25 protein-coding genes and 3 tRNA genes are annotated in these 26470 nt (G+C 67.8%); 21 read left to right on the top strand and 7 right to left on the bottom strand.

Features of this window, described 5'->3' with window-relative positions:
* Positions 1–105 precede the first annotated feature (105 nt).
* Positions 106–3549 (top strand): pyruvate carboxylase, encoded by a 3444-nt coding sequence (gene pyc, locus JF542_RS17520; protein WP_207076793.1) that lies wholly within the window; start codon positions 106–108, stop codon positions 3547–3549.
* A gap of 209 nt (positions 3550–3758) precedes the next feature.
* On the top strand, positions 3759–4160 hold the full coding sequence (locus JF542_RS17515) for a rhodanese-like domain-containing protein (protein ID WP_007801310.1): 402 nt from the start codon (positions 3759–3761) through the stop codon (positions 4158–4160).
* 9 nt (positions 4161–4169) lie between these two features.
* On the opposite strand, the gene JF542_RS17510 is transcribed toward JF542_RS17515, so the two are convergent.
* Complete coding sequence (locus JF542_RS17510) at positions 4170–4676, bottom strand: DUF4405 domain-containing protein (protein ID WP_207076792.1); 507 nt, start codon at positions 4674–4676, stop codon at positions 4170–4172.
* Positions 4677–4851: 175 nt separating this feature from the next.
* Here JF542_RS17510 and JF542_RS17505 point away from each other — a divergent pair.
* The 9 genes from JF542_RS17505 to JF542_RS17465 all read left to right on the top strand — a co-directional run bounded on the left by JF542_RS17505 (position 4852) and on the right by JF542_RS17465 (position 9788).
* A tRNA-Gly gene (locus JF542_RS17505) sits at positions 4852–4926 on the top strand.
* 46 nt (positions 4927–4972) lie between these two features.
* Positions 4973–5047, top strand: a tRNA-Gly gene (locus JF542_RS17500).
* A gap of 34 nt (positions 5048–5081) precedes the next feature.
* Positions 5082–5156: transfer RNA gene (locus JF542_RS17495), tRNA-Gly, on the top strand.
* A 389-nt stretch (positions 5157–5545) separates the two neighbouring features.
* The gene (argC, locus tag JF542_RS17490; RefSeq protein ID WP_207076791.1) at positions 5546–6520 is read left to right on the top strand and encodes an N-acetyl-gamma-glutamyl-phosphate reductase; all 975 of its coding nucleotides are present in this window, start codon (positions 5546–5548) and stop codon (positions 6518–6520) included.
* A gap of 264 nt (positions 6521–6784) precedes the next feature.
* Positions 6785–7216 (top strand): hypothetical protein, encoded by a 432-nt coding sequence (locus tag JF542_RS17485; protein ID WP_340689164.1) that lies wholly within the window; start codon positions 6785–6787, stop codon positions 7214–7216.
* Positions 7213–7881: a MotA/TolQ/ExbB proton channel family protein gene (locus JF542_RS17480; protein WP_207076790.1), complete on the top strand. Its 669-nt coding sequence runs from the start codon at positions 7213–7215 to the stop codon at positions 7879–7881. The genes JF542_RS17485 and JF542_RS17480 overlap by 4 nt, the downstream gene beginning before the upstream one ends.
* A complete protein-coding gene (locus JF542_RS17475) occupies positions 7874–8263 on the top strand; it encodes an ExbD/TolR family protein (protein WP_083793953.1) in 390 nt (129 codons plus the stop codon). Before JF542_RS17480 ends, JF542_RS17475 begins: the two co-directional genes overlap by 8 nt.
* Positions 8263–8652 (top strand): ExbD/TolR family protein, encoded by a 390-nt coding sequence (locus tag JF542_RS17470; RefSeq protein WP_207076789.1) that lies wholly within the window; start codon positions 8263–8265, stop codon positions 8650–8652. The genes JF542_RS17475 and JF542_RS17470 overlap by 1 nt, the downstream gene beginning before the upstream one ends.
* Entirely contained in the window at positions 8649–9788 is a 1140-nt protein-coding gene (locus JF542_RS17465) for an energy transducer TonB family protein (protein WP_207076788.1), read from the top strand. Before JF542_RS17470 ends, JF542_RS17465 begins: the two co-directional genes overlap by 4 nt.
* Before the next feature lie 98 nt (positions 9789–9886).
* Here JF542_RS17465 and JF542_RS17460 read toward each other — a convergent pair whose 3' ends face one another.
* On the bottom strand, positions 9887–10051 hold the full coding sequence (locus JF542_RS17460; protein ID WP_207076787.1) for a hypothetical protein: 165 nt from the start codon (positions 10049–10051) through the stop codon (positions 9887–9889).
* A 244-nt stretch (positions 10052–10295) separates the two neighbouring features.
* Between JF542_RS17460 and JF542_RS17455 the strand changes: the two genes are divergently transcribed.
* Genes JF542_RS17455 through hmuQ form a run of 5 tightly spaced genes read left to right on the top strand, consistent with a single transcriptional unit; the run spans position 10296 to position 14436 of the window.
* Positions 10296–11351 carry a hemin-degrading factor gene (locus tag JF542_RS17455; protein WP_207076786.1) on the top strand — a complete coding sequence of 352 codons (1056 nt, stop codon included), beginning with the start codon at positions 10296–10298 and terminating at the stop codon, positions 11349–11351.
* Positions 11348–12226: a heme/hemin ABC transporter substrate-binding protein gene (locus tag JF542_RS17450; RefSeq protein ID WP_207076785.1), complete on the top strand. Its 879-nt coding sequence runs from the start codon at positions 11348–11350 to the stop codon at positions 12224–12226. The genes JF542_RS17455 and JF542_RS17450 overlap by 4 nt, the downstream gene beginning before the upstream one ends.
* Before the next feature lie 4 nt (positions 12227–12230).
* Complete coding sequence (locus tag JF542_RS17445; RefSeq protein WP_207076784.1) at positions 12231–13310, top strand: FecCD family ABC transporter permease; 1080 nt, start codon at positions 12231–12233, stop codon at positions 13308–13310.
* Positions 13310–14098, top strand: coding sequence for a heme ABC transporter ATP-binding protein (locus JF542_RS17440; protein WP_207076783.1), 789 nt, complete (start codon positions 13310–13312; stop codon positions 14096–14098). The genes JF542_RS17445 and JF542_RS17440 overlap by 1 nt, the downstream gene beginning before the upstream one ends.
* 17 nt (positions 14099–14115) lie before the next feature.
* On the top strand, positions 14116–14436 hold the full coding sequence (gene hmuQ, locus JF542_RS17435) for a heme-degrading protein HmuQ (RefSeq protein WP_007801326.1): 321 nt from the start codon (positions 14116–14118) through the stop codon (positions 14434–14436).
* 177 nt (positions 14437–14613) lie between these two features.
* On the opposite strand, the gene JF542_RS17430 is transcribed toward hmuQ, so the two are convergent.
* The 3 genes from JF542_RS17430 to JF542_RS17420 form a co-directional block, all read right to left on the bottom strand.
* Positions 14614–15585 carry a glutathione S-transferase family protein gene (locus JF542_RS17430; RefSeq protein WP_007801327.1) on the bottom strand — a complete coding sequence of 324 codons (972 nt, stop codon included), beginning with the start codon at positions 15583–15585 and terminating at the stop codon, positions 14614–14616.
* Positions 15586–15608: 23 nt separating this feature from the next.
* Complete coding sequence (gene ygiD / locus JF542_RS17425; RefSeq protein ID WP_207076782.1) at positions 15609–16430, bottom strand: 4,5-DOPA-extradiol-dioxygenase; 822 nt, start codon at positions 16428–16430, stop codon at positions 15609–15611.
* A gap of 70 nt (positions 16431–16500) precedes the next feature.
* Complete coding sequence (locus JF542_RS17420) at positions 16501–16911, bottom strand: DoxX family protein (RefSeq protein WP_207076781.1); 411 nt, start codon at positions 16909–16911, stop codon at positions 16501–16503.
* A 162-nt stretch (positions 16912–17073) separates the two neighbouring features.
* Here JF542_RS17420 and JF542_RS17415 point away from each other — a divergent pair, with 162 nt between their 5' ends.
* From JF542_RS17415 to JF542_RS17400, 4 genes are all read left to right on the top strand, one after another.
* Entirely contained in the window at positions 17074–17970 is an 897-nt protein-coding gene (locus JF542_RS17415; protein ID WP_207076780.1) for a LysR family transcriptional regulator, read from the top strand.
* 241 nt (positions 17971–18211) lie between these two features.
* A complete protein-coding gene (locus tag JF542_RS17410) occupies positions 18212–19771 on the top strand; it encodes a hypothetical protein (protein WP_207076779.1) in 1560 nt (519 codons plus the stop codon).
* 241 nt (positions 19772–20012) lie between these two features.
* Positions 20013–21068 (top strand): AI-2E family transporter, encoded by a 1056-nt coding sequence (locus JF542_RS17405; protein WP_207076778.1) that lies wholly within the window; start codon positions 20013–20015, stop codon positions 21066–21068.
* Between the two features lie 211 nt (positions 21069–21279).
* Positions 21280–21978, top strand: coding sequence for an SDR family NAD(P)-dependent oxidoreductase (locus JF542_RS17400; protein WP_207076777.1), 699 nt, complete (start codon positions 21280–21282; stop codon positions 21976–21978).
* Positions 21979–22244: 266 nt separating this feature from the next.
* Here the strand turns inward: JF542_RS17400 and JF542_RS17395 are convergent, their stop codons facing one another.
* Positions 22245–24641, bottom strand: a complete 2397-nt coding sequence (locus JF542_RS17395) for a 1-deoxy-D-xylulose-5-phosphate synthase N-terminal domain-containing protein (RefSeq protein ID WP_207076776.1) — start codon at positions 24639–24641, stop codon at positions 22245–22247.
* A gap of 73 nt (positions 24642–24714) precedes the next feature.
* Positions 24715–25734: a 1-aminocyclopropane-1-carboxylate deaminase gene (locus JF542_RS17390; RefSeq protein ID WP_207076775.1), complete on the bottom strand. Its 1020-nt coding sequence runs from the start codon at positions 25732–25734 to the stop codon at positions 24715–24717.
* 155 nt (positions 25735–25889) lie between these two features.
* Here JF542_RS17390 and JF542_RS17385 point away from each other — a divergent pair, with 155 nt between their 5' ends.
* Positions 25890–26351 (top strand): Lrp/AsnC family transcriptional regulator, encoded by a 462-nt coding sequence (locus JF542_RS17385; RefSeq protein ID WP_207076774.1) that lies wholly within the window; start codon positions 25890–25892, stop codon positions 26349–26351.
* The last annotated feature ends 119 nt before the right edge of the window (positions 26352–26470 follow it).

Raw genomic sequence — 26470 nt, 5'->3', positions numbered from 1 at the left:
CTGATCTACATGTTAAATTTGCAAAGCCACCTTGCGCTGCATCGCGGCATCGCGTTCTATCTCGCCGTTGGTCCGGAGTGAGGCCACCAAGGAGGAAGTTAGAGCATGTCCGAATTCCAAAAGATCCTGATCGCGAACCGCGGCGAGATCGCCATCCGCATCATGCGGGCGGCCAACGAGATGGGAAAGAAGACGGTCGCCGTCTATGCCGAAGAGGACAAGCTTGGACTTCACCGCTTCAAGGCCGACGAGGCCTATCGCATCGGCGAGGGGCTGGGTCCGGTCGCGGCCTATCTGAGCATCCCCGAGATCATCCGCGTCGCCAAGGAAGCCGGCGCCGACGCGATCCACCCGGGCTACGGCCTGCTGTCGGAGAATCCGGAATTCGTCGATGCCTGCGTCGCCGCCGGCATCACCTTCATCGGTCCCCGGGCCGAGACCATGCGCGCGCTCGGTGACAAGGCTAGCGCCCGCAAGGTGGCGATCGAGGCCGGCGTGCCGGTGATCCCCGCCACCGAGGTGCTGGGCGACGATTTCAAGGCCATCGCCAAGGAGGCCGAGGAGATCGGCTATCCGCTGATGCTCAAGGCGAGCTGGGGTGGCGGCGGGCGCGGCATGCGCCCGATCGAAAGCGGCAAGGAACTGAAGGAAAAGGTGCTCGAGGGCCGTCGCGAAGCCGAGGCCGCCTTCGGCAATGGCGAGGGCTATCTCGAGAAGATGATCACCCGCGCGCGCCACGTCGAGGTGCAGATCCTCGGCGACAAGCAGGGCAACATCTATCACCTCTACGAGCGCGACTGCTCGGTGCAGCGCCGCAACCAGAAGGTCGTTGAGCGCGCGCCCGCCCCCTATCTCTCCGAGGCCCAGCGCGAGGAGCTGTGCGAGCTTGGCCGCAAGATCTGCGCCCACGTGAACTATGAATGCGCCGGCACGGTCGAGTTCCTGATGGACATGGAAACCGGCAACTTCTACTTCATCGAGGTCAACCCGCGGGTGCAGGTCGAGCACACCGTGACCGAGGAGGTCACCGGGATCGACATCGTGCAGGCGCAGATCATGATCGCCGAGGGCAAGAGCCTCGCCGAGGCCACCGGCAAGGCCTCGCAATACGATGTCAGGCTCACCGGCCACGCGCTGCAGACCCGGATCACCACCGAGGATCCGACCAACAACTTCATCCCCGATTACGGCCGCATCACCGCCTACCGCTCGGCCACCGGCATGGGCATCCGTCTGGACGGCGGCACCGCCTATGCGGGCGGCGTGATCACCCGCTTCTACGATTCGCTGCTGGTGAAGGTCACCGCCAAGGCGCCGACGCCGGAAAAGGCGATCAGCCGCATGGACCGCGCCCTGCGCGAGTTCCGCATCCGCGGCGTGAGCACGAATATCGACTTCGTCATCAACCTGCTCAAGCACCCGGTCTTCCTGAACAACCAGTACACGACGAAGTTCATCGACACGACGCCCGAGCTTTTTGATTTCAAGAAGCGCCGCGACCGCGGCACCAAGGTGCTGACTTACATTGCCGACATCACGGTCAACGGTCACCCCGAGGTGCAGGGCCGCCCCCGCCCCGCCGCCGAGCTCAAGCCCGCCCGCCCGCCGGAGCGCCGCCTCGAGGTGACGCCGCCGGGCACCCGCACTTTGCTCGAGGAAAAGGGCGCGCAGGCGGTGGCCGACTGGATGGCAGAGCAGAAGCAGCTGCTGATCACCGACACCACCATGCGCGACGGCCACCAGTCGCTGCTGGCGACCCGGATGCGCTCGCTCGACATGATCAAGGTGGCGCCGGCCTATGCGGCCAACATGTCGGGGCTGTTCTCGGTCGAGTGCTGGGGCGGCGCGACCTTCGACGTGGCCTACCGCTTCCTGCAGGAATGCCCGTGGCAGCGCCTGCGCGACATCCGCGCCAAGATGCCCAACATCATGACGCAGATGCTGCTGCGCGCCTCCAACGGTGTGGGCTACACCAACTATCCCGACAACGTGGTCCAGAGCTTCGTGGCGCAGGCCGCCGAGAGTGGCGTCGACGTGTTCCGGGTGTTCGACAGCCTGAACTGGGTCGAGAACATGCGGGTCGCGATGGATGCGGTGATCGACAGCGGCAAGGTCTGCGAAGGCACGATCTGCTACACTGGCGACATCCTCGATCCCGACCGCGCCAAGTACGACCTCAAATACTATGTCGAGATGGGCAAGTCCCTCCGCGACGCCGGCGCGCATGTGCTGGGACTGAAGGACATGGCCGGGCTGCTCAAACCCTCCGCCGCAGGCCCGCTGGTCAAGGCGCTGAAGGAAGAGGTCGGCCTGCCGATCCACTTCCACACCCACGACACCTCGGGTGCCGGCATCGCCACCATCCTCGAGGCGGCCCGGGCCGGCGTCGACGCGGTCGACGCGGCGATGGACGCGCTCTCGGGCAACACCTCGCAGCCGACGCTGGGCTCGGTGGTCGAGGCGCTGCGCCACACCGAGCGCGACACCGGGCTCGAGATCGACGCGATCCGCGAGATCTCGAACTACTGGGAAGCGGTGCGCGGCCAGTACACCGCCTTCGAGAGCGGCCTGCAGGCCCCGGCCTCCGAGGTCTACCTGCACGAGATGCCCGGCGGCCAGTTCACCAACCTCAAGGCGCAGGCGCGCTCGCTCGGGCTCGAGGACCGCTGGCACGAGGTCGCCAAGACCTATGCCGACGTGAACATGATGTTCGGCGACATCGTCAAGGTGACGCCGTCGTCCAAGGTCGTGGGCGACATGGCGCTGATGATGGTCAGCCAGGGGCTGACCCGGGCGCAGGTCGAGGATCCCAAGAGCGACGTGAGCTTCCCGGATTCGGTGATCGACATGATGCGCGGCAATCTCGGCCAGCCGCCGGGCGGCTTCCCCGAGGGCATCGTCAAGAAGGTGCTGAAGAGCGAGAAGCCGAACACCGAGCGCCCCGGCAAGCACCTTGCGCCGGCGGATTTCGACGCCCTGCGCAAGGAGCTTCAGGACAAGTTCCCCGATGTCGAGTTCGACGACGAGGATTTCAACGGCTACCTGATGTATCCCAAGGTCTTCACCGACTACGTGGCGCGCCACGAGGAATACGGCCCCGTCCGGGTGCTGCCGACCATGACCTATTTCTACGGCATGGAGCCGGAGGAGCAGATCACCGCCGAGATCGACCCCGGCAAGACGCTGGAGATCCGACTGATCACCGTGGGCGAGACCCAGGACGATGGCGAGGTGCGGGTGTTCTTCGAACTCAACGGCCAGCCGCGCACGGTGCGGGTGCCCGACCGCAAGGCCAAGGCAAGCTCGGCCGCGCGCCCCAAGGCGGAGGTCGGCAACCCCAACCACATCGGCGCGCCGATGCCCGGCGTGGTGGCCTCGGTCTCGGTGCAAGCGGGCGCCCAGGTCAAGGAGGGCGATCTGCTGCTGACCATCGAGGCGATGAAGATGGAGACCGGCCTGCACGCCGAGCGCGATGCCACCGTGAAGGCGGTGCATGTGCAACCCGGCGGACAGATCGACGCCAAGGACCTGCTGATCGAGCTGGAGTGATCGGGGCCGGGTGGGGGCCTTGGCCCCCTGCCCCGGCGTCGCTCCTGTGGCGCGGGCGAGAGGGGGCGCCGCCCCCCCTGTCGCACCAGAGCTGCGCCTGTAAGAAAGAAAGAGGGGGCCAGCCCCCTCTTGGCGCTCTGCGCCAATTCACCCCCGAGGTATTTTTGAACCAAAGAAGCGGCGGGGGGGAGCACTTGGGAGGAGAGGATATGGCCTTGAGGGTGAGCGCGGCGGCGCTGGTGGCGGAGGCGCGGGCGCGCATTCCGGAGGTCGAGACCGCTGCGGCGATCGCGCAGCTTGGTGACGAGGACCTTCTGATCGTCGACATCCGCGACGTGCGCGAGCGACAGCGCAGCGGGTTCATTCCGGGCTCGGTACACGCACCGCGCGGGATGCTGGAATTCTGGGTCGATCCTGAAAGCCCCTATCATCGCGAGGTGTTCGCCCAGACGGGCAAGCGCTACCTGTTTCACTGCGCCAGCGGCTGGCGTTCGGCGCTGGCGGTGGCGATGCTGCAGGACATGGGCTTCGACGCCGCCCACCTGCGCGACGGTTTCACCGACTGGGTGGCCCAGGGCGGACCGGTGGAGCGCCCTGCCCCGAAGGACTGAGACAGCCGCTCAGCTGCCTTGCGCAGCGAGCAGCGCCAGAATCGCCTCGGGCGGCTGGCCGGACGCGACGGCGATCTCCGACAGGCTCTGCGAGGAGTCGGCAACGGTGAAGCCGGCCGCGCTCAGCGCCGCGTCGAGCGCCTCCGGGGTTTCCCCCATCACTGAGGCCACGGCGTCGACAGAACCGTTCAACACCTGCTGGGCGACGGCGAATTGCGGCGGACGGCCGCCACTGGCCGAGTTGGAGGCAGAGGGAACCACGAAGGCCAGCGCCGCGGCCAGCGACGCCACCATCGCCACGGCGAAGACCGGCCTGCGCAGGTAGGCGCTCATCGGGCGCCAGTTCTTCCAGATATGCAGCGCGAAAGGCAGGATCAGCACGATGCTGAGCCATTCGTGCATGGCGTGGAAGGTGGCGGGCGCCCAGTGGAAAAACAGGGCGACGCCCGAGACCAGAGAGACGAGGAACAGGCCGGTGACAAGCGGCGTGGCGGTGCGGTTGAGAAGCTGTGACATGGCAAAAGGCTCTGTGATGCTGCGGGTCGCGAAACGGCGCCGCGCCGCCCCTGCGGCACGACTGTTCCTGAAACGCGGGGCGCGGGACGCCCCGTCGCAGGTTTCGGTGAGAAAGATGAGTTTTTCTCTTGCAGACCGGCGCGGGAGACTCTAAATCGCCTCCACCACCAAGGGGGCGGGCGTAGCTCAGGGGTAGAGCATTACCTTGCCAAGGTAAGGGTCGGGCGTTCGAATCGCCTCGCCCGCTCCAGATGGTGGTTTACCCGGCCGGGGTCACCCGGCAAACGGTCTGATATGCGGGCGTAGCTCAGGGGTAGAGCATTACCTTGCCAAGGTAAGGGTCGGGCGTTCGAATCGCCTCGCCCGCTCCAGACCGACCCAAGGCGGAGAGATCCGCCGCGCCGAGCGGGCGTAGCTCAGGGGTAGAGCATTACCTTGCCAAGGTAAGGGTCGGGCGTTCGAATCGCCTCGCCCGCTCCAACTTCCCTCTCGACTGAACTTCGATGGGGGAACTTGACGCAAAGGGCTGCCTTCGGGCAGCCCTTCGTCGTTTCGGGGGACACTTGGGCCCCTGCCCGTCACTTACGGCGCGGAAACGCACGCCGCGCGCAGGGAAGCGCTTGACCCGGGCTCCGCCTGCCGACATGTCTTTTGGCGATGTTCAGGACCACGCCCCAGTTTGACCGACGCCGACGCAGCCCCCTCATGCTGCGGTCCGTCAAGCTGCGCGTCGATCCGTGCCCTCACGAGAAATAGCCCGCGCGCGCCGCAGGCTCTTCCGAGCAAGGCACCGCAGACCCGCGTTCCTGATCCCCCGCAGCCCCCGGCTCCGGGGGCTTTTGTTTTTCCGAAACCGAAAGGACATCACCATGAGCATTCGGGTCGGCATTGTCGGCATCAGCGGGTTTGGCGGCGGCGAAGCGCTGCGCCTGATCGCGAGCCACCCTTCCTTCGAGCTGGTCTACGCCGCCGGCGAAAGCAGCGCCGGCAGCCGTCTCGTCGACCGCTTCCCCGGCGTGCCGCCGAAACTCTCCGGGCTGGAGATCGCACGGTGGGATCCAGAGGCCCTACCCGATCTCGACCTGCTCTTTGCCTCGCTGCCCACGGGCGCCTCGGCCGAAGCGCTGGCGCGGGTGCCAGAGGGCGTGAAGATCGTCGATATCGGGGGCGATCACCGCTACGTCGATGGCTGGACCTACGGGCTGGCGGATGTCTGGCCCGAGCGGATCCGCGGCCAGACCCGCATCGCCAACCCCGGCTGCTTTCCGGTCGCGACACTGACGGCGCTCGCCCCGCTGCTGGCGGGCGGGCTGATCGAGCCGGGCAACATCGTGATCGACGCCAAGACCGGCATCTCGGGCGCCGGGCGTGGCGGCGACAGCCGGTTCGGCTATGCCGAGAGCAACGAGAACCTGCAGCCCTACGGCCTCCTGCAGCATGTGCACATGCCCGAGATGGCCACCACCATCGGGCGGCTGGCCGGCGGCCCGGCCGAGGGGCTGGTGTTCACCCCGCATCTCGTGCCGATGACCCGCGGCCTTCTGGTCACCATCTATGGCCGCGGCACGACCAGCACCGGCCAGTGCCTCGAGGCCGCCCGCGCCTATTATGCCGAGCGTCCTTTCGTGCGTGTGACCGAGCGGCCGCCGCAGACCAAGTGGGCGAGCGGCTCGAACCTCGCCTTTGTCAGCTATGCCGCCGACCCCGAGCGCGACCTCGTGATCGCGATGGGCGTGGTCGACAATCTCGGCAAGGGGGCGGCGGGACATGCGGTGCAGAACGCCAACCTGATCTGCGGGCTGCCCGAAACGGCCGGGCTGGAGGGCGCACCGGTCTGGCCGTGACGCGACATCGGGGGCCGTCCGCCGATTCCCGGGCGGCCCCGCCCCCCTTCAGGCCCCGCTCTGACAGGAAAACCCCTTTGCCCGCCGGGCCTTGTCCGGCGAACACGCATCGCGGTCGCCGCGAACGAATAGTTGATTAAGTTTATAAGGTATTGTCTTCCATCTTGCTTTGTGGTGACTCTCGGCCGCAAATGGCGGCAAGCTCGTGCCCGGTTCGGCACTGCCAGCCGGATCCTGCATATCGTGTTTCTGATGGAGTCGCCGGTGCCTTCAGCCCTTTCCCGCTTCGCCTCTGCCATGCCGCTTGTCGCGGCGCTGGCTCTTGCCACCCCAGTCGAGGCGCAGGAGGCCGGGATCTCGGTCGAGCTCAACGCCCAGGAGCAGGTCGAGGCTGGCTGCAAGCTGAGCTTCCTCGCCCGCAACGGCCTTGACGGCGACATCGCCAAGGCGGTCTACGAGACCGTGCTCTTCGACGGCAACGGCCAGGTCGAGCGCCTGACCCTGTTCGATTTCGGCACCCTGCCCGCGGGCAAGCCGCGGCTGCGCCAATTCGTGGTGCCGGGTCTGCAATGCGACGCGCTGGGGCAGATCCTGATCAACGGGGCCAGCACCTGCGAGGCCGGTGAACTTGGCGCCGCAGCCTGCCTTCAGGGACTTACCCTCAACAGCCGCACCGACGTGGAGATGATGGGATGATCGATCAAGTGTCTACCGACCTGCGCGGCCTGCTGCTCGAGCTTTACGAGCTTGGCGGGCCCGTTGTCCTGATCCTCGTGGCGGTCTCGGTCGTCACGCTCGCGGTGGTGCTCTACAAGCTCTGGCAGTTCCGCGCCGCCGGCGTCGGACGCCACAAGGCGCTGCGCCACGCGGTGGATGCGTGGGATGCCGGCGACGAGGCACGCGCCCGCAGCGAGCTGGCCCGCTCCAAGAGCTATCTCAAGCCGGTGGTCGAACTGGCGATGACCGGGCGCTGCGACACGGCGCGCCTCGACGCCGAGGCCGAGACCCGCTTCGCCAAGCTCGAGCGCGGCTTCCGCTTCCTCGATTCCGTGGCTCAGCTGTCGCCTCTGATGGGGCTTTTCGGCACCGTTCTGGGGATGATCTCGGCGTTCCAGGCGCTTCAGGATGCGGGCTCGCAGGTCGACCCCTCGATCCTCGCCGGCGGCATCTGGGTGGCTCTGATGACCACCGCGGTGGGCCTTGCGGTTGCGATGCCGACGTCCGTGGTCCTGAGCTGGTTCGAGACCCGCATGGAGGCCGAGCGCGTGCTCGCCGAAAAGGCGCTGCGCAGCATCCAGTCGCCCTCGAACCTCAGCGAGCGCGCCGTCCCTGCCTCGGAGGGGTCGCTGGCCCATGCGTAAGGCCCGGCGCAGGCGCAGGCTTTCGATGACGTCTCTGATCGACGTCATCTTCCTGCTGTTGCTGTTCTTCATGCTGACCTCGACCTTCACCCGGTTCTCCGAGGTCGAGCTCACCGCCGCCGGCTCGGGCACGCCCCCGCAGGCCCCGACGGAAGCCCCGCTGTTCCTGCGGCTCGGCGCCGAGACCGCGCAGCTCAACAATGTCGAGCTGCCGCTCGACGGGCTGGCCGAGGCACTGGCCGAGGCGCGTGGCGAGGGCGATGCCCCCCGCCAGCTGCTGGTCGCGATGCGCCCCGATGTCAGCGCCCAGCGTCTGACCGATCTGCTGGTGGTGCTGCGTGGCGTGACCGGCATATCACCGACCATTCTGGGAGCCTCGTGATGCGCGCCCGACGTCCCAAATCCGAGCGCGAACCGACCATCGCGCTGATCAACATCGTCTTCCTGATGCTGATCTTCTTCCTTGTCGCCGGCACGCTGGCGCAGCCGCTCGACCCGGCGCTCAAGCTGGTCAGCACCGCCGACCTCGAAGGCAGCGCCCCACCGCCCGATGCGTTGGTGGTGCATCCCGATGGCCGGCTGAGCCAGGGCGGCAGCGATGTCGCCGACGCCGAGAGCTTTCTCGCCACGCTGGACGAGGCGGCGCTCGAGACCATTCGTCTCGTGCCCGACCGCGAACTGCCCGCCGCCGAGCTGGTGGCGCTGGCGCGCGACCTGCGCGCCGGGGGCGCCCAGCGCGTGCTGATCGTCAGCGAAAGGGGGCTGGAATGATTGCCCATTCGCGCACCGCGAAACTCGTCGCGATCCTGCTTGCCGGCAGCGCCCATGGCGCGCTGGCGCTGGCGCTGATGCCGGACGATCCGCCAACCCTCATAGAGGGCAGCGGTGGCGCCGCCGAGGCGCGTGTCGGCTCGAGCTTTCAGGACATGGCCGCCGGCACGCTGAGCGCAACGCCGTCGGAGGACATCGTCGAGGCGGAACCGGTCGAGGAGGCTGCGCTCCGCGAAGAGACACCGCCCCAAACCGCCCCAGTGCCCGATGCCCAACCGGTCGCGGCGGAACAGGCCCAGCCTGCTCCGCCGGAGCCCGTGACCGAGACCGCCGAGGCCGTTCCCGCCGAACCGGTCGCACCTGAGCCCGTGGCGCCGCTGACCGCCGCCCCCTCGCCCGACGTGGTGGCCGCGCTCGCGCCGCCGGAACCGGACGAGGCAGAGCCGCCCGAAGAGCTCAAGCCGGAGGTCATCCAGCCCCAGCCCGACGCGACCGAGGCCGCGGAACCCGAGACAGCCAAAGCGGTGACGCCGGAGGCGCCGGAGCCTACGCAGCCCGAGGAGACGACCGAGGCGCTGGCCCCGGAAGAGGAGCCCGAAGAGGAACCGGAAGAAGAGGCCGAGGACGTTCCCGAGACCGCGCTGGCCAGCTCGCTGCGCCCGATGGAGCGGCCCGACACGCTGCGCCGCCCCGAGCCCGAGCCGGACCCCGCGCCACGCCGGGAGACCCGCCCCGAACCGACAGAGACCCGGCAGACGCAGCGCGCGCCGCAGGGCAACTCCGACCGCAACGCCCGCGCCGGTCAGGCGCAGGGCAGCGAGACCGCGACGGCCACCCGCAGTGGCAGTGGCGGCTCCTCGCGAGAGGCCGGCAATGCCGCGGCAAGCAACTATCCCGGACAGGTCATGCGCAAGCTCAGCCGCGTGCCGCGCCCGCGCATGAACGCGCGCGGCGCTGCCGTGGTGGCCTTCAGCATCGCCGGCAGCGGCGGGCTTTCCGGGGTCTCTCTGGCGCGCAGTTCCGGCTCGGCGGCGCTCGACCGCGCGGCGCTTCAGGTGGTGCAGCGCGCCGCGCCTTTCCCGGCCCCGCCGGCAGGGGCCCAGCGCAGCTACTCGATCCAGATCAAGGCGCGCTGAGGCCTTCGCCCGCGCAAGCCCCGCAGACACAGAAACGCCCCCCGGAGCGATCCGGGGGGCGTCTCTCTCCGAGCGCCGCGAGGGAAACAGCAGCGGGATCAGAAGAGCTTGGACAGGCTCACCATGACGGTGCGACCGGGCGCCTTACGGGATGCCAGATGCGAGCTGTAGTCGAGGTCGAAGGCGTTCTCCAGAGTGAAACGGCGCTTGGTGCGAACCAGCGCGCCGACCGGCGCGCCCCGGGTGGCGCGCAGGTTGTGCACGCCGTCGTCGCCCACATCCGGGAGCTACGCGTCTTCGGGATATCCCCTCTGGCCAGCCCCATTTCTGATCGGTCGCTGCTGTCATGGGCCGGCATGACACCGGAACAGCCGCGTTTCGCGGCGTCTTTCCGGTTGGTGCTTGCAGCACACCATTTATCCAAGTAAAACAGTCAAGAACGACCCGCCAGCCTGTTCGTGCCAGCCGTCACTTTCCAGACATCTGCCGAAGGACCGGACTGGCCCCATGAGCGACCCGATCGAGACCCCCACCCCATCCGCCATTCGCGCCGCGCTGGCAGACTCTCCCAAGCTGCGCAGCCGCGACCTTGCCAATCAACTCAACATCTCCGAGGCGCAGCTTCTGGCCGCGCAGACCGGCCGGGGCGTGACCCGGATCAGCGCCGATCCCGACCTGCTGATGCCCGCCGCCGAAACGCTGGGCGAGGTCATGGCGCTGACCCGCGTCGAGGCCGCCGTGCACGAGAAGGTCGGCCACTACGCAAATTACCACTCCGGCCCGCATGCCTCGATGGTGCTCAACGAGGCCATCGACCTGCGCATCTTCCCCAAGCACTGGGTGCACGGGTTCCTCGTCGAGCAGGAGAGTGATCACGGGCCGCGCCGCAGCCTGCAGGTCTTTGACGCCGCCGGTGACGCGGTGCACAAGATCCACCTGCGCGAGGGCTCAAACCTCGCAGGATGGACCGCGCTGAAGGAGACGCTGGCCACGGGCGACAGCTCCGACCGGCTCGAGGTTCGCCCGCGCGAGGCGGTAGAGGCGGCAAAGTCCGACCCGTCGAAGCTCGAGATCCTGCGCAAGGAATGGGCGCGGCTCACCGACACCCACCAGTTCCTGCGCCTGTGCTCCAAGCTCAAGATGAACCGGCTCGGCGCCTACCGCATCGCCGGCGCGCCCTTCGTGCGCGCCCTCAACCCGATGGCGGTCGACACCATGCTCGAGGCGGCGCGCGACCGCGAGACCGACATCATGCTCTTCGTCGGCAATCGCGGCTGCATCCAGATCCATTCCGGCCCGATCCACAGCCTCAAGCCCATGGGGCCTTGGCAGAACATCATGGACCCGGGCTTCAACCTCCACCTGCGCCGCGACAAGGTGGCCGAGCTTTGGGCGGTTGAAAAACCGACCCAGCGCGGCCCGGCGATCTCGGTCGAGGGGTTCGACGCCGAGGGCGGGCTGATCTTCCAGTGTTTCGGCATCGGCAAGGAGGGCAACGACCACCGCCCGGCATGGCGCGAAATCGTCGAGGCCCTGCCCGATAGCGAACAGGTGCCCGCATGAGACGCCGCTCCTTCTCCGCCATCGCCGTCAGCTCCGCGGTCTATCTCGCCCTCGGCGCGCTTGGTGCCGCGCTGAGCCCCGCCGAGGCCGCCCGCGGCGAGGCCGACACGCTGGCCATCGGCGGCTCGGTAACCGAGATCGTCTACGCGCTCGGCCAGGAACACCGGCTGGTGGCGCGCGACACCACCTCGACCTACCCGCCCGAGGCCACCGCCCTGCCCGATGTCGGCTACATGCGCGCGCTCTCGCCCGAGGGCGTGCTCTCGGTCGGCCCCGATCTGATCGTGTCAGAGGAAGGCGCCGGCCCGCCGGAGACTCTTGCCGTTCTCGAAGAGGCCGCGATCCCCTTCGTCACCGTGCCCGGCGCATTCACCGCCGAGGGCGTCGCCGCCAAGATTCGCGCCGTGGGCGACGCGCTCGACGCCTCCGCGGCGGCCGAGGCGCTGGCCGCAGAGGTTGCGGACGAGATCGAGGCAGCGTCGGCCCGTGCGGCGGCCCATGCCGACGCGCCCAAGCGCGTGCTCTTCATCCTGTCGGCGCAGGGCGGGCGCCTGATGGGCGCGGGCGACGACACCGGCGCGGCCGCGATCATCGAGCTTGCCGGCGGGGTCAACGCGCTTGAGGGCGTCACGGGCTACAAGCCGCTCTCGGACGAGGCCGCCGCCGCCGCCGCGCCCGACGTCATCCTGATGATGGACCGCATGGGCGATCACGGTGCCAGCGCCGAAGAGCTCTTCGCCCTGCCCGCGCTGGCCGCCACCCCGGCCGCCGAAGCGCGCGCCCTGATCAAGATCGACGGGCTCAAGCTGCTGGGCTTTGGCCCCCGCACCGGCGCTGCGGTCTCCGAGCTGGCCACCGCGCTCTACGGAGACTGACACCATGGTCGCGCTCACCGATCCCGCCGCGCTCGACGCCCCTGCGCCGCCCGACCGTCTGGCCCGCGCCCGCCGCCTGCACCTGTGGCTGGCGCTGGGGCTGGTCGCGGTCTCGCTCGCCAGCCTTACCGTCGGCGCCACCGGCGTGCAGCTTCTCGACGTGGTGAGGAGCCTCGCCCGGGGCGAAGAGCTGTCTCGCATGGAACAGGTCGTGCTGCTCGACATCCGCCTGCCCCGGCTGGTGATGGGGCTGGCGGTGGGCGCGGCGCTGGCGGTCTCGGGGGCGGTGATGCAGGGCCTGTTCCGCAACCCGCTGGCCGATCCCGGCATCGTCGGCGTCAGCGCCGGCGCAGGCCTCGGCGCCATCCTCGCCATCGTGCTGGGCGGCCTGCTGCCGCCGGCGCTTCTCGGTCTTGCGGGCGGGCATCTGGTGCCGCTCGCCGCGTTCCTCGGCGGCTGGATCAGCACGCTCCTGCTCTACCGCGTCGCCACCCGCCGCGGACAGACCTCGGTGGCCACCATGCTGCTGGCCGGCATCGCGCTGGCCGCGCTTTCCGGCGCCGTCTCGGGCGTTCTGGTCTACATGGCCGACGACACCCAGCTGCGCGACCTGACCTTCTGGGGCCTGGGCTCGCTGGCCGGCGCCAGCTGGACCAAGCTTGCCGCGGCGCTGCCGATCCTGCTGATCGCGGTGAGCGGCGCCATGCTGCTTGGCCGCTCGCTCAACGCGCTGGCGCTCGGCGAGGCCACCGCCGCCCATATCGGCATCCCGGTGCAGCGCATGAAGCGCCTCGCCATCCTCTGCGTCGCCGCCGCCACCGGCGCCGCGGTGGCGGTCTCGGGTGGCATCGGCTTCATCGGCATCGTGGTGCCGCACCTGCTGCGCCTCGCCTCCGGCCCCGATCACCGCGCGCTGCTGCCCAACGCTGCGCTCCTGGGCGCGGCGCTTCTGGTCGGCGCCGACATGATCTCGCGCAGCGTCGTGGCCCCGGCCGAGCTGCCCATCGGCATCGTGACGGCGGTGCTCGGCGCGCCGGTCTTTCTGTGGATCCTGCTGCGGCAGCGCGGCGTGGTGGACCTGTGATGCTGGAGGCACGCGACATCTCTGTCCGCCTTGGCCGCAGCGTGATCGTCCACGGCGTCGATTTCGCCGCGAAGCCCGGCCAGCTCACCGCGATCTGCGGCCCCAACGGCTCGGGCAAGACCACGCTGCTGCGCGCCATGACCGGCGACCTGCCCTGCACCGGCACCGTCACGCTCAACGGCCGCGACATCGCCCACCTCGCCCCGTGGGAGCTCGCCGCGATGCGCGGCGTGCTGCCCCAGGCCTCGGCGCTGGCCTTCCCGTTCACGGTGCTCGAGGTGGTCGAGATCGGCCTCTCGCGCGGCCGCGCCGCCGGGCAGACCCGCGCCGCCATGCAGGCGCTGGCGCGGGTCGACCTCGCCCATCACGCCGGCCGGCCCTACCAGTCGCTGTCGGGCGGCGAGCAGCAACGCGCCCAGCTTGCCCGCGTGCTGGCGCAGGTCGGCGCCTCCACCGATGCGGACGGCCCGCGCTGGCTGCTCCTCGACGAGCCGGTCTCGGCGCTCGACATCGCCCATCAGCTCGAGGTCATGCAGATTGCCCGCGATTTCGCCGATGCCGGCGGCGGCGTGGTGGCGGTGATGCATGATCTCAACCTCACCGCCATGTTCGCCGACCGCATCGTGCTTCTGGCCGAGGGCCACGTGCTGTCCGCCGGCACCGTGGCCGAGGTGATGACCTCCGAGACCCTCTCCCGCGCCTATGGCTGCCGCCTTCAGGTCGGCACGGCGCCGCCCCCCGGCACCCCGTTCCTGCTTCCCCACGCCGCGCGTCTCGCGGCGGAATGACCCCGAAAGGACCCAAGATGTATCTCGCCATGAACCGCTTCACCGTGCCGCTCGAAAACGCCGCCGAATTCGAGGAGCTCTGGCTGAGCCGCGACAGCAAGCTGCACGAGAATCCAGGATTCGTGGAATTCCACATGCTCAAGGGCCCGGAAGAGGACGGCGCCATCCTCTACGCCTCGCACACGGTCTGGGAGACCGAAGAGCATTTCCGCGCCTGGACCCGCAGCGACAGCTTCCGCGCCGCCCATGCCCGCGCCGGCGACAGCCGCAAGCTGCATTCCGGCGCTCCCCGCTTCGAGGGCTTCGCCACGATTCAGAAGATCGCCATGCCGGCCTGACCACGCGCCGCGCCCTCCCCGACGAGAGGCGCGGCCTCCCCGCCCCGGCCCCCTCTTCTCTTCGTCGAAAATACTCCGGGGAGTGTGAGGGGCTGGCCCCTCACCGCACGACGCCAGCCACGGGCGGCCTGGCCGCCCAGACGCGCCACCCCAGATGCGCCGCCCGGGCCAGACCACCTACCCCCGCAACAACGCCGCCACATGCGCCGGTCCCTCGGGACGGATCCCGCTCGGGTTCAGCGCCTTGATCGCATAGTACCCGCGGGTGATGTGATCCATGTTCACCGTTGCCCGGACCCCCGGCAGGTCAAGGATCCGCGCCATGTAGGCCGAGAGCCGGGGATAGTCGGCGATCTGCCGGCGGTTGGTCTTGAAGAGCCCATGATAGGCGGCATCGAAGCGGATCAGCGTCACGAAGGCCCGCAGGTCGGTCTCGGTCAGACGGTCCCCGAACAGGTAGCTCCCGGACGACTGCCCCTCCAGCCGCGCCTCCAGCTCGTCCAGCATCGCGAAGACGCCCTCGACCGCCTCGTCATAGGCTGCCTGCGACGAGGCGAAGCCGGCCTTGTAGACGCCGTTGTTGAGCAGGTCGTAGATCCGCGGGTTGAGCGCGTCGATCTGCTCGGCCAGGTCCTCCGGGTAGAGCCGCAGATCCGAGGGCACAAGCCCCTCGAAGGCGGTGTCGAACATGCGCAGGATGTCGGCGCTCTCGTTGTTGACCATGATATTGCGCTTCATGTCCCAGAGCACCGGCACCGTGGCGCGGCCGGTAAACTCGGGATCGGCGCGGGTGTAGAGCTCATGCATGTACCCGGAGGCGAAGAGCGGGTCCTCGTCGGCGCCGTCATAGCCGCCGAAGCGCCAGCCCTGGTCTGTCATGACCGGGTTCACCACGGTGACCGGGATGATCTCTTCCAATCCCTTGAGGCTGCGCGCCATCAGGGTGCGCGAGGCCCAGGGGCAGATATAGGCGACGTAGAGGCGGTAGCGCCCGGCCTCGGCGGGAAAGCCGCCCTCGCCGGTGGGCCCGGCGCTGCCGTCCGGGGTAATCCAGTTGCGGAAGGACGAGACCTGCCGCACGAAGCGGCCTTTCTCGTCGGCCTTCTGCACCGGTTGCCAGTCCTTGGTCCATGTGCCGTTCACAAGCATGTCGGGTCCCCTTTCTGGAGATATCAGTAATAGATGAAGCTGCGCATCGAGACCGAGCCGAGATCGATGGCGTCATTCATGAAGAGCAGCGTGTCGCGCGCGTCGGCAGCGCCGGCCACCGTGAGCGAGGGCAGGTAGTGATCGACGCTGGGATGCGCCATGCGGAAGAGCTGGCCCATGCCGGCGCGGTCGGTGAGCGCGCCGAGGTCGCCCTGCCCCAGACGCTCGGCGAAGAAGCCGTCGAACTCCTCGGCCCAGTCATGCGCGGCGCCGCCGCCCCAGCGCAGGGCACGCAGGTTGTGCACCACGTTGCCCGAGCCGAGGATCAGCACGCCGCGGTCGCGCAACCCGCGCAGCGCCCGGCCGATCTCCACGTGCTCGGAGAGATCCGCCTTCATGTCGATGGAGAGCTGGAACACCGGCACGTCAGCCTCGGGATAGAGGAATTTCAACACCGACCACGCGCCGTGATCGAGCCCCCAGGTGTCGTCGCCCTCGGCATGGTGGCTGGCGAGGATCGACACCACCTCGGCGGCCAGCTCCGGCGCGCCGGGGGCCGGGTATTGCTCGCGAAAGAGCTCCTGCGGGAAGCCGTAGAAATCGTGGATCGTCTCGGGGCGCGCGGTGACGTTGACCAGCGTCGAGCCCTTGGTCATCCAGTGCGCCGAGACCACGAGGATGGCCTGCGGGCGCGGCAGGTTGCGGCCGAGCTGGGCCCAGCTGCGGGAATAGGCGTTGTCCTCGATGGCGTTCATCGGGCTGCCGTGGCCGAGAAAGACCACCGGCATGCGGTCGGAGGCCGCGAGGCCGTCCTTCAGCTTTTGCAGTTGTTGCGAGATGCTCATGGCATGTCTCCTTGGCAGGCAGTGTCGGAAAGGCCGCCGCGCCGAGGCTCCGGCGCGACAGCGGGTCGTGTCAGGCGGTGCGGCGGCCCAGCGGCCAGAGCGCATGAGCACCGTCGCCGATCAAGGCAAGCGCTGCCATCATCGCGGCCCACATCACCGGGTATTCCCAGCCGCCGCCGGCATTGGACCAGCCAAAGCCGTTGGCCCAGTGGGCGGTGATCGCGGCCCCCAGAAGCACCGGCACCGACACCAACGCCACGAGGCGGGTCGCCAGCCCGAGGATCAGCGCCATGCCGCCCGCGATCTCGAACAGCATCGTGGCGATGCCGAGCCAGCCCGGCAGTCCGAGGCTCTCGAAGAAGCCCGCGGTGCCCGCAGGGGTGAAGACGAAGAGCTTGGTAAGCCCGTGCGCGACGAACAGGGCGCCGGTGGTGGCCCGCATGAGGAGCGCGCCGTAAGCGATTGTCTTTGCATTGGTCATCGGATCTGATCCTTGTGTCTCGCCGGGGCCGCTGGGGGTCGCCCCAAGGCCGCGCCGGCATCGGTCTGTTGTGTTTCGATGAGCCGAAGATGCGCCTTGCGCCGCAGGAATGAAATGGCGATGGTATGGAATGACCTTCACCATTTTGTTCGGAATGAATTCATGGACCTGATCGACGGACTGCGCGCCTTCGTCGCCACCGCCGAAACCGGCTCCTTCACCGCCGCGGCGGACCGGCTGGCGATCTCCAACCGTCTGACCTCCAAGTACGTGGCCGAGCTCGAGGCCCGGCTCGGCGTGCGACTGCTGAGCCGCACCACGCGACGGGTTGGCGTGACCGCCTCGGGCGAGGCGCTGCTGGCGCGGGCGCCCGCCCTGCTCGACGATCTCGACGAGATGCTGGCCGAGGTCACCGAGGACGGGCGCGGTTTCACCGGCACGCTCAGGATCTCGGCCCCGGTGACCTTTGGCGAGAAATACGTGCAAGGGATGCTGGCGCGCTTCGCGGCGCCGCATGCGGATCTGGTCGTCGATCTGCGCCTGACCGACGCCTATGTCGATCTCGCCAGCGAGGGCATCGACCTCGCCTTCCGGGTCGGAGAAGGCGCGGTCACCTCGCTGAAGCGGCGCCGGCTCGGCGCGCTGCGCAGCTGCGTGGTCGCCAGCCCCGACTACCTGTCGCGCCATGGCCGGCCCGAGCGCCCCGACGATCTTGTCGCGCATGCCTGCATCGTCGACACCAACCGCAGCGAGCCGGCGCATTGGGCCTTTACCTGCGACGGCGTGGAGACCGCCGTGCAGGTGCCCTCGCGGTTCCGGGTCAACAGTGCCCAGGTGGCCCGCGATCTGGCGGTGGCCGGCCACGGCATTGCCTTCTGCCCGGTCTTCGTGCTGGGCGACGATCTCGAGACCGGACGGCTGGAGTCCCTGCTGCCCGACTATGACAGCCCGCGTCGCGCCATCAGCGCGGTCTGGCTCGAAGGCCGCACCCTCCCGCGCAAAGTCCGGTCGCTCATCGACTTCGCCGTCGAGGACGCCCGCGCCTCCGGTCTCGGCTAGGAGATCCGGACCGGCGCCGTCTCGATCTCGCCGCCTTCAGCCCGAGATTTGTGCCCACGCGCGATCAGACGTCGGCGTGTCTCGGCAGGCACTGTTGCTCGGACATGACGGTTGGCAGCGCGACCGGGGCGCCTTCTGCGACGAATGCGGGGCGATCCGTCCCGCCGGACTTGCAAACTGTCAGGCACATGTCAGAGTTGTCCCCGGTCCAGAACGGGCATCCGGCACGGAGGGAGTGGTCATGCGACGTCTGAAGGCAGCAAGAAGCTATGTCCTCGTTGCGCTGAGCGTTCTGGCGCTCGCGGCCTGCAACAGCACCCCCGAAGGCGTCTTCGAGTTCGACGCCGTCGATCTCGGGTCCCCGGTCGCCCCGGAGACCTATGCCGGCGACGTCCGCTTTCGGATCGCCCAGAGCCTCGATAGCCGCGCCGGAGAGGTGCCCTTCGCCCTCTACCTCGGGCTAAGCCCGGCGGGGGAAACCCGGCTCGGACTGAACGCGCTGGCCGATCTGCGCGGAATACAGGACGCCTTGCCCGAGCGGCTCTCCGGGCCGATCGACCCGTCCTGCAACCTCGGCCTGACGGTCGACTTCAGCGGCAGCGAGGCGGACGGTGACACGCTCAGGGCCGGCGCCTCGGTCCGCGCATCGCTCTATCGCTGCAAGGCAAAGGGAACCCCCGACGAGCAGCGCGGCTGGCGGATGATCTCGCAGACCGTTGATGCCGCCGCCACGCTGCGCGGCGATCTGGACGGGAACTGCATCCGGCTCAGCCTCACCGATCTCAGCCTGAAGCCGCGCGGGATCCTCGGCGGGCTGGCCAGCTTGTTCGGCCTGACCGAGAAGGTCCGTGTCGCCATTCTCGAGGAGGCCGCCGTGGTGCTCGACGCGTACCCGATCTGCCCCGAGCCGCCGGCGCCGATCTCGTTCTTTCAGCCGCGCTTCGAGGCCCTCGGGATCGAGGAAATCGGCGCCGGCGGCGTTGGCGCGGGTCTGAAGGGTAGCGCCGACATCAGCGCCGACACGCTCGTGGACACGCTGGCCTGGGCCGGTGAGCGGGCCGCGGGCGGCGCCGACGGGCTCAGGTTCACCGACCGGACCGACGGACGCGTCGGACTGGCGCTGCAAGATGCCATGGCGGTGGGCGACACCGAGATCGGCTACGGGATCGCGCTCCAGCTCTCGCCCGTGTCGACAACGCGGATCGGCATCGAGGCGCTGCTCGACCTGCGCGACATCCAGGCACGGCTTCCCGACCTGCTTGCGGATCGGGTCGTGACCGACAATTGCGGTGGGCGCATCCAGATCGAAGGGTTCGACACCGAGGCCGACGGAACGGCGATCGTCGCGAGAGCCTCGCTGGAGATGGAGAGCTACGACTGCGTCAGGTCCGCACCCGGCACATGGGAGCGCGGGGCGCTCGAAGAGACCAAGCAGGTCGATGTGCGCGCACACCTCTCGGCCGAGCTGGTCGATCAATGCGTGGTCTTCCGCCTTCTCGATCTCGACCGGGACCCGCCGGGCGCGTTGGGCCAGATCCAGACCGGCAGTGGCCGCCTCGCTGCCGCGCGGGCACTGGTCTTCGAGGCGATCGAGCTTGTGCTGGAGGAGGCCGCGATCTGCCCCGAGCTGGGTCCGGAGCTGTCGATCCTTGAGCCGCATTTCGACTACGGCGCCCCGCAGGAAATCGGCGAGGGTGGTGCGGGCATCGCCATGAGGGGCTCGATCGACCTGGGCCCGGAGACCGTGGTCGAACTGCTGGCCCTGTTGCAGAGCGAAGGCCTGTTGCCTCCGGCGCCCTAGTGGCGCTTCCCCCTTGGGCGGCACGATCCGCGGGCGCACTCCTCCGGTCAGCACAGGTCAGTGGACCGGTCGGTTGCCGCGTAGCCCCACCATTCCGCAAACGACCGCGCCATTCAGGACACGCGAGGCCGGCCCTGCGGCATCCGGCGCGTCGAATGGCTTGGCCAGCCCGATCCCGCTCGTCTAACCTTCCGGCTTAGAGACCGCCCCCGAGGGCACCGCGAGGATCCGGGAACGCTACATGAAATCACTGCAGGTCGTCCCACCCGACTGGTTCAAGATCATCGTCGGCCTTCCCTTCATCATCGCGCTGCTGTGGTTCGGACGCGACCTGTTCAAGCTGCTCTCGGTGGCGTTCCTGATCTTCGTGCTCGCCACCGCCTTCACCGACAGGCTGGGCCGGATCTCGATCAGGGGCACGGCCATTCCGGGCTGGCAGGCGCGGGCACTGGCGCTGGTGATCTTCATCACCACGATCTGGCTTTTCACCGTGATCTCCTCTGCCGCCGCCACTGAGATCATCGACGCGCTTCCAAGATACCAGGAGCGCCTCGGCGAGATCATCCAGAGGCTCGAACACATCATCGGAGCGCGGACCGTGCAAGCGGTCCAGACCGCCATCGAAGAGCTTCAGGTGGGATCGCTGATCATGTTCCTTGCGGGCGGGCTCGTGGGCAGCATGGCGCAGGTCTCGCTGCTGACGCTGTATTTCCTGTTCCTGATCGTCGAGCGCGCGGACTGGCAGAAGAAGATCAGGCTGCTCTCCTCGCCCAACCCGCGCGGCCCCGATTTCGCCGTTATCGTTCGGCGCGCCGCCAGCGGCATCAAGGACTACATGTGGGTCAACGCGGTCACCAGCGCGATGAGCGGCTCGGTGGCCTACCTGGTGTTCCGCGCCATCGGCCTTGATTTCGCGGCCTTCCTCGCGATCCTGATCTTCTTCGTGGGCTTCATCCCAAATATCGGCGCCTTCATCGGTATCCTGCTGCCCGCGCTGGTGGCGCTGGCGCAGTTCGACAGCCTGTGGCCCCTCCTTGCCGTCATCGTGATCTATGGCGGTGCGGACCAGCTGATCAGCAACGTGGTCACGCCGATGATGCAGGGCAGATCGCTCAACATGAGTACCTTCATGATCACCGTGTCGCTGGTGTTCTGGTCGTTGCTCTGGGGCGGGCTGGGCGCGTTTCTCGCGGTGCCATTGACGGTCATCGTGATGGTCATCGCCTCCGAGATGCCGAGCCTGCGCTGGCTTGCCGTGTTGCTCTCGCGCGACGGAGAGATCGACTACCACGAATGACGCCCGCCCCCACGCGCCTCAACGGGCGCGCCCAGGGGAAGCATCACCACTGGTCGGTAGAAAGCCGAAGCCTCTACAGAGCGCCACAGGGAACGCAGGCTCGAAGCGGGGCACGTCACGGCCAGTCCGTTGGCCGGCCCCTTTGCAGGCTGCGGCTCCGGCCTAAGTCGTCAGTCCGATATGTACGAAAATCCGTGGGTAGGAGATCGGTTTGACCACAGACAGATCGGACGATGAGACCACCTCGCACAACCGGGCGCTCGTGATCGGCGCATCCGGTGGCATCGGGGCCGCACTTTGCGCGGCGCTTTCCGAACGTGGGTACGATGTGACCGGCCTGTCCCGAACCGCCGACGGCATCGATTTCGCCGAGCCGGACTCCGTGACCTCTCGACTGGAGGCGCTGTCCGGCCCGTTCGGGATGATCCTCGTCGCAAGCGGGGTGCTTGCGCCCGAAGGCGCGCGGCCGGAGAAATCCCTGGCCGAAATCGACGCTTCCCGGATGGCCGAGGTCATGACGGCCAATGCCATCGGACCAGCACTCGTCCTCAGGCACGCGCCGCGGCTTCTGCCCCGCAATGGCCGATCGGTTGTCGGGGTCCTGACCGCCCGGGTCGGCTCGATCGGCGACAACAGGCTGGGCGGCTGGTACAGCTATCGCGCCTCGAAGGCCGCCGCCAACCAGATCGTCCACACCGCCGCGATCGAGATCGCCCGCACCCATCCGGGTGCCCTCGTCGTCGCCCTTCATCCCGGCACCGTCGCCACGGAGTTCACCCGCGATTACCCGGCCCATCGCAAGGTCGCTCCGGCGGAGGCCGCCGGCAATCTTCTCGGCGTGCTGGACGGCCTCGAGCCACAGCAGACCGGGCAGTTCTTCGACTGGGCGGGCAAGCCAGTCCCTTGGTGACGCCTCGTGGCTGTCGCCGCACGCGCGCCCAGCGGTGCAGCGCCGCCCCCTGCCCCGCGACATGCGCCATGCGGCGGGAGACTAGCCTCTTTGCCCACGCGACATCGGTCGCGATGACCGACAAGTGGACCGCGTCGCCGCTCTGGGCGCCTGCACAAGCGGGCATTCCCCCCAAGCCGGTCGGCGGCACCCAAGCTCGTCCACACAACGTGCGGGAAGCCGCCTTTCGCTGCCTCGTGTCCGGATGAGGGATCCGGCGGCGGTGCTCAGTTGTAGATCAGCGAGGCCAGGAAGTCGCCGCCGAGATCTCGCCCTTGTGTCAGGCCACTGACCCTGTTGAAGATGGCCGCGGCGTCGATGCCATGATGGTGGTAAAGGTCGCCGATGGTGCCTGTCTGACCAAAATGCTCGACACCCATCGGGATGGCCGTATGGCCTGCAACAGAGCCGAGCCAGGACAGCGTCGCCGGATGGCCGTCGATGACGGTGATGATCCTGCAATGTGGCGGCAGCTCGGACATGAGCGTTTCGATATGCGAGCGGGCCTCGGTGTTGCCGTTCGCCCGGACGCGTTGGGCGGCTGTCCAGCCTGCGTTGAGCCGGTCGGCCGAGGTCACGGCCAGAACGCCGACATCCCTGCGGTGTTCCCCGATCATCCCCGCAGCCTTGATCGCCTCGGGGCCAACGGCGCCCTGGTACGCGATCACCACGTCGCAATTCGGCCCGGGCTTGCGCAGCCAGTAGGCTCCGTCGATCGCGCCTTGCCGAAAGGCATCATCCGCCCGCTTGCCGGGCTGCTCTACCGGGTTGGTCGTCAGCCGCAGGTAGACCGAGCCGCCGGTTTCGTCGCGCAGCCAGGTGCGTTCGCAAGGGTCGCCCTCTCCATCGCGTTGGACATAGTCGAAGGCCCATTCCATGATCACCGCCAGTTCGTCTGCAAAGGCCGGCTCGAACGCCGCGAGCCCGTCCTGGCTCATACCGATCAGAGGAGACCCGACCGACTGGTGCGCCCCGCCTTCGGGCGCAAGCGTGACGCCGGAGGGCGTGCCCACGAGAATGAAGCGCGCATCCTGGTAGCAGGCATAATTCAGGGCATCGAGGCCACGGGCGACGAAGGGGTCATAGACCGTGCCGATGGGGATCAGCCGCTTGCCGAAGAGCGAATGCGAAAGCCCCGCCGCCCCCAGCAGCAGCATCAGGTTCATCTCGGCGATGCCAAGCTCGATATGTTGGCCCTCGGGGGTGAACTCCCACTTCGCGGTCGACGGGATGCGATGCTCGATGAAGGCATCGCTCTGCGGCGACCGCGCGAACAGCTTGCGCCGGTTTACCCAGGGGCCGAGGTTCGTCGTCCCGGTGACATCCGGGGAGGTCGTCACGATCCGCTCGGCCAGATTGCTGTCGCCCTTGGAAAGCTCATCCAGGATCTTGCCGAACGCCATCTGTGTCGAGATCTCGCGCGTCGTATCGATGGCCACCGCTGGCACATCCAGCTTGGCCTCATGATAGCGCCGCGTGCCCTTGGCGAAGAACGGCACCCGTGACAGGAAATCCTGCAGCGCGTCCGGGTTCTCGACCGTCGCCAGCGCCTCCCACTCCTGCCCCTCTGCGACGCCCATATGCGCCTGCCACGCCGCGAACTGGGTGGTGTTCATCAAGCCGCCGTGGTTGTCCTTGTGGCCGGCAATGGGCGTGCCCCAGCCCTTCACCGTATAGGCCAGGAAACAGGTCGGGCGGTCATGGTCGATGGCCTCGAAGGTCTCTGCCATGGTCTGCACGCAGTTGCCGCCGAGGTTTTCCATCAGCGCGGCCAGCTCGTCGTCGCTGCGCCGCTCGATCAGCGCGGTCACGTCCCCCTGGTCGCCCAGATCGTCCAGCAACCGCTTGCGCCAGACCGCGCCGCCCATGAAGGTCAGCGCCGAGTACTGCTGGTTCGGGCAACCGTCGATCCAGTCCCGCAGCTTGTCGCCGCCCGGCTCGTCAAACGCCGCACGCTGCAAGACGCCGTGCTTGACCCGGACCACCTCCCATCCGAAAGCCTCGAAGATCTTCTCGATCCGCTGGAACAGGCCTTCGCGCACGATCCCGTCCAGCGACTGGCGGTTGTAATCGATGACCCACCAGGTGTTGCGCAGGTCGTTCTTCCACCCCTCCTGCAACGCCTCGTAGATGTTGCCCTCGTCCAGCTCGGCATCCCCCACCAGCGCCACCATGCGGCCCATCGGGGCATCCCGGCCCCAGCTCTTGGCCTTGATGTAATCCTGGATGATCGCGGCAAAGGATGTGATCGCCACGCCAAGCCCCACCGATCCGGTGGAGAAATCCACGTCGTCGATGTCCTTGGTTCGGCTGGGATAGGATTGCACACCGCCAAAGCCGCGGAAGTTCTCCATCTTCTCGCGGGTCTGGTTGCCCATGAGGTATTGCATCGCGTGGAAGATCGGAGAGGCATGGGGTTTGACCGCCACCCGGTCCTCGGGACGCAGCGTCGAGAAATAGAGCGCCGTCATGATCGACACCATGGAAGCCGACGATGCCTGGTGTCCGCCCACCTTGATCCCGTCCACCTTGGGTCGCACGTGATTGGCGTGGTGGATCATCCAGTGCGACAGCCACAGCAGGCGCTGTTCGATGGTCTTCAGGTGCGAGATGTCGGCGGGCATGGGCGGCTCTTTCGATCAGGTGAGAAGATCCGCCCGCACATGAGCGGGCGGATGCGCTGAGAGATGACGGGCGTCAGCCGTCCTTGTAGTGGTAACTATAGCCGTTCAGCGCCGGGGCACCGCCGAGATGCGCGTAGAGGACCTTGGATCCTTCGGGAAAGAACCCCTTGCGGGTCAGGTCGATCATGCCTTGCATGGACTTGCCCTCATAGACCGGGTCGGTGATCATCGCCTCGGTCCGCGCGGCCAGCCGGATGGCATCGTTGGTCTCGTCAGACGGCACGCCATAGGCCGGATAGGCGTAATCGGGGTTGATGACGATCTCGTCCTCGCGCACGGCGCGCCCCAGGCCAATCAGTTCGGCGGTATTGTCGACGATGCCGCGCACCTGCTCGCGGGTCTGCTCGACCGTGCCCGAGGCGTCGATCCCGATCACCCTGTCGGCGCGATCCTGGGCGGCAAAGCCCACGATCATCCCGCCCTGGGTCGAGCCGGTCACGACGCAGACCACGATGTAGTCGAAGGTGAACCCAAGCTCCGCCTCCTGCTCGGCGACCTCCTCGGCAAACCCGACATAGCCAAGCGCTCCGAACTTGTGAACCGAGGCCCCCGCGGGGATCGGATAGGGCTTGCCACCGGCATCCTTGACCGACTGGATGGCGTCCTCCCAGCTCTTGCGAATGCCGATATCGAAGCCGTCATCGACCAGGCGGCTGTCGGCGCCCATCAGGCGGGTCATCTGGATATTGCCGACCCGGTCATAGACGGCATCGAAATGCGGCACCCACTTTTCCTGGATCACGACGCATTTCATGCCGAGCTTGGCGGCCGTCGCGGCGACCATGCGGGTGTGGTTCGATTGCACCCCGCCGATCGAGACCAGCGTATCGGCCCCCGACGCGATGGCATCGGGCACGATATATTCCAGCTTGCGCAGCTTGTTGCCGCCCATCGCGAGGCCCGAGTTGCAATCCTCGCGCTTGGCATAGAACTCGACCTTGCCGCCAAGCTCTTCCGAAAGGCGAGGCAGGTGTTCGATCGGCGTCTTGCCGAAGGTGAGCGGGTAGCGGTCGAAGGGTTCGAGAAGGGACATCGGGCATCTCCTGAGTGGCTGTCTGCCCTGACGCTAGTGCAAGTCGCCGGAAATGTGCTTTCAAAGTTGACGGCCTAACTTTTCCCATTTCCACCAGACGGACGATATGTTTGGCTCACCCATCAACTTAACGCAATAATGTGAAAGTTTCTTTCATGCATGATCTGGACCGAATCGACATCAAGATCCTGCGCGCGCTTCAGTCGGAGGGGCGGCTCACCAATGCCGAATTGGCCTCGCGGGTGCATGTCAGCGCTCCGACATGCCACCGCCGCACCCAGAGACTGTTCGAGGACGGGTACATCACCGGCGTTCACGCCCAAGTCGCGCCGGAGCCCGTTGGCCTCGGAGCGGTGGTCATGGTCGGGGTCGTGCTCGACCGCTCAACACCGGAGAGCTTCGCGGCTTTCGAGGAGGCGGTCATCCGGATGGAGCAGGTCCTGGACTGCAACCTCGTGGCCGGGGATTTCGACTACCTGCTGAAGATTCGCGTTCGCGACATGTCGGATTTCAACAAGCTTCACGGCAAAGAGCTCATCGCGCTGCCCGGCGTGCGCCAGACGCGGACGTTCTTCGTCATGAAGGAAGTCAAAGACAACGCCCCGCTGCCGTTCTAACAGGCTGCTGAAAAACTCTCGCCTCGACGCCTGACGTGGAACATGATTCACCGTAACCACTACGATGGCGACGGAGTGTGGGATGCGTGGATCAGATCAGGTGACGGGCTCGCTGTTCA

Source organism: Salipiger bermudensis (assembly GCF_017309175.1).
Classification (GTDB): domain Bacteria; phylum Pseudomonadota; class Alphaproteobacteria; order Rhodobacterales; family Rhodobacteraceae; genus Salipiger; species Salipiger bermudensis.
The sequence above is the reverse complement of the archived record's forward strand: the minus strand, read 5'-3'. Positions and strand labels throughout refer to the sequence as shown.

Coding starts and splice junctions, on each gene's coding strand:
- pyc (WP_207076793.1), top strand. CDS start 106: ATGTCCGAATTCCAAAAGATCCTGATCGCGAACCGCGGCGAGATCGCC.
- JF542_RS17515 (WP_007801310.1), top strand. CDS start 3,759: ATGGCCTTGAGGGTGAGCGCGGCGGCGCTGGTGGCGGAGGCGCGGGCG.
- JF542_RS17510 (WP_207076792.1), bottom strand. CDS start 4,676: ATGTCACAGCTTCTCAACCGCACCGCCACGCCGCTTGTCACCGGCCTG.
- argC (WP_207076791.1), top strand. CDS start 5,546: ATGAGCATTCGGGTCGGCATTGTCGGCATCAGCGGGTTTGGCGGCGGC.
- JF542_RS17480 (WP_207076790.1), top strand. CDS start 7,213: ATGATCGATCAAGTGTCTACCGACCTGCGCGGCCTGCTGCTCGAGCTT.
- JF542_RS17475 (WP_083793953.1), top strand. CDS start 7,874: ATGCGTAAGGCCCGGCGCAGGCGCAGGCTTTCGATGACGTCTCTGATC.
- JF542_RS17470 (WP_207076789.1), top strand. CDS start 8,263: ATGCGCGCCCGACGTCCCAAATCCGAGCGCGAACCGACCATCGCGCTG.
- JF542_RS17465 (WP_207076788.1), top strand. CDS start 8,649: ATGATTGCCCATTCGCGCACCGCGAAACTCGTCGCGATCCTGCTTGCC.
- JF542_RS17455 (WP_207076786.1), top strand. CDS start 10,296: ATGAGCGACCCGATCGAGACCCCCACCCCATCCGCCATTCGCGCCGCG.
- JF542_RS17450 (WP_207076785.1), top strand. CDS start 11,348: ATGAGACGCCGCTCCTTCTCCGCCATCGCCGTCAGCTCCGCGGTCTAT.
- JF542_RS17445 (WP_207076784.1), top strand. CDS start 12,231: ATGGTCGCGCTCACCGATCCCGCCGCGCTCGACGCCCCTGCGCCGCCC.
- JF542_RS17440 (WP_207076783.1), top strand. CDS start 13,310: ATGCTGGAGGCACGCGACATCTCTGTCCGCCTTGGCCGCAGCGTGATC.
- hmuQ (WP_007801326.1), top strand. CDS start 14,116: ATGTATCTCGCCATGAACCGCTTCACCGTGCCGCTCGAAAACGCCGCC.
- JF542_RS17430 (WP_007801327.1), bottom strand. CDS start 15,585: ATGCTTGTGAACGGCACATGGACCAAGGACTGGCAACCGGTGCAGAAG.
- ygiD (WP_207076782.1), bottom strand. CDS start 16,430: ATGAGCATCTCGCAACAACTGCAAAAGCTGAAGGACGGCCTCGCGGCC.
- JF542_RS17420 (WP_207076781.1), bottom strand. CDS start 16,911: ATGACCAATGCAAAGACAATCGCTTACGGCGCGCTCCTCATGCGGGCC.
- JF542_RS17415 (WP_207076780.1), top strand. CDS start 17,074: ATGGACCTGATCGACGGACTGCGCGCCTTCGTCGCCACCGCCGAAACC.
- JF542_RS17410 (WP_207076779.1), top strand. CDS start 18,212: ATGCGACGTCTGAAGGCAGCAAGAAGCTATGTCCTCGTTGCGCTGAGC.
- JF542_RS17405 (WP_207076778.1), top strand. CDS start 20,013: ATGAAATCACTGCAGGTCGTCCCACCCGACTGGTTCAAGATCATCGTC.
- JF542_RS17395 (WP_207076776.1), bottom strand. CDS start 24,641: ATGCCCGCCGACATCTCGCACCTGAAGACCATCGAACAGCGCCTGCTG.
- JF542_RS17390 (WP_207076775.1), bottom strand. CDS start 25,734: ATGTCCCTTCTCGAACCCTTCGACCGCTACCCGCTCACCTTCGGCAAG.
- JF542_RS17385 (WP_207076774.1), top strand. CDS start 25,890: ATGCATGATCTGGACCGAATCGACATCAAGATCCTGCGCGCGCTTCAG.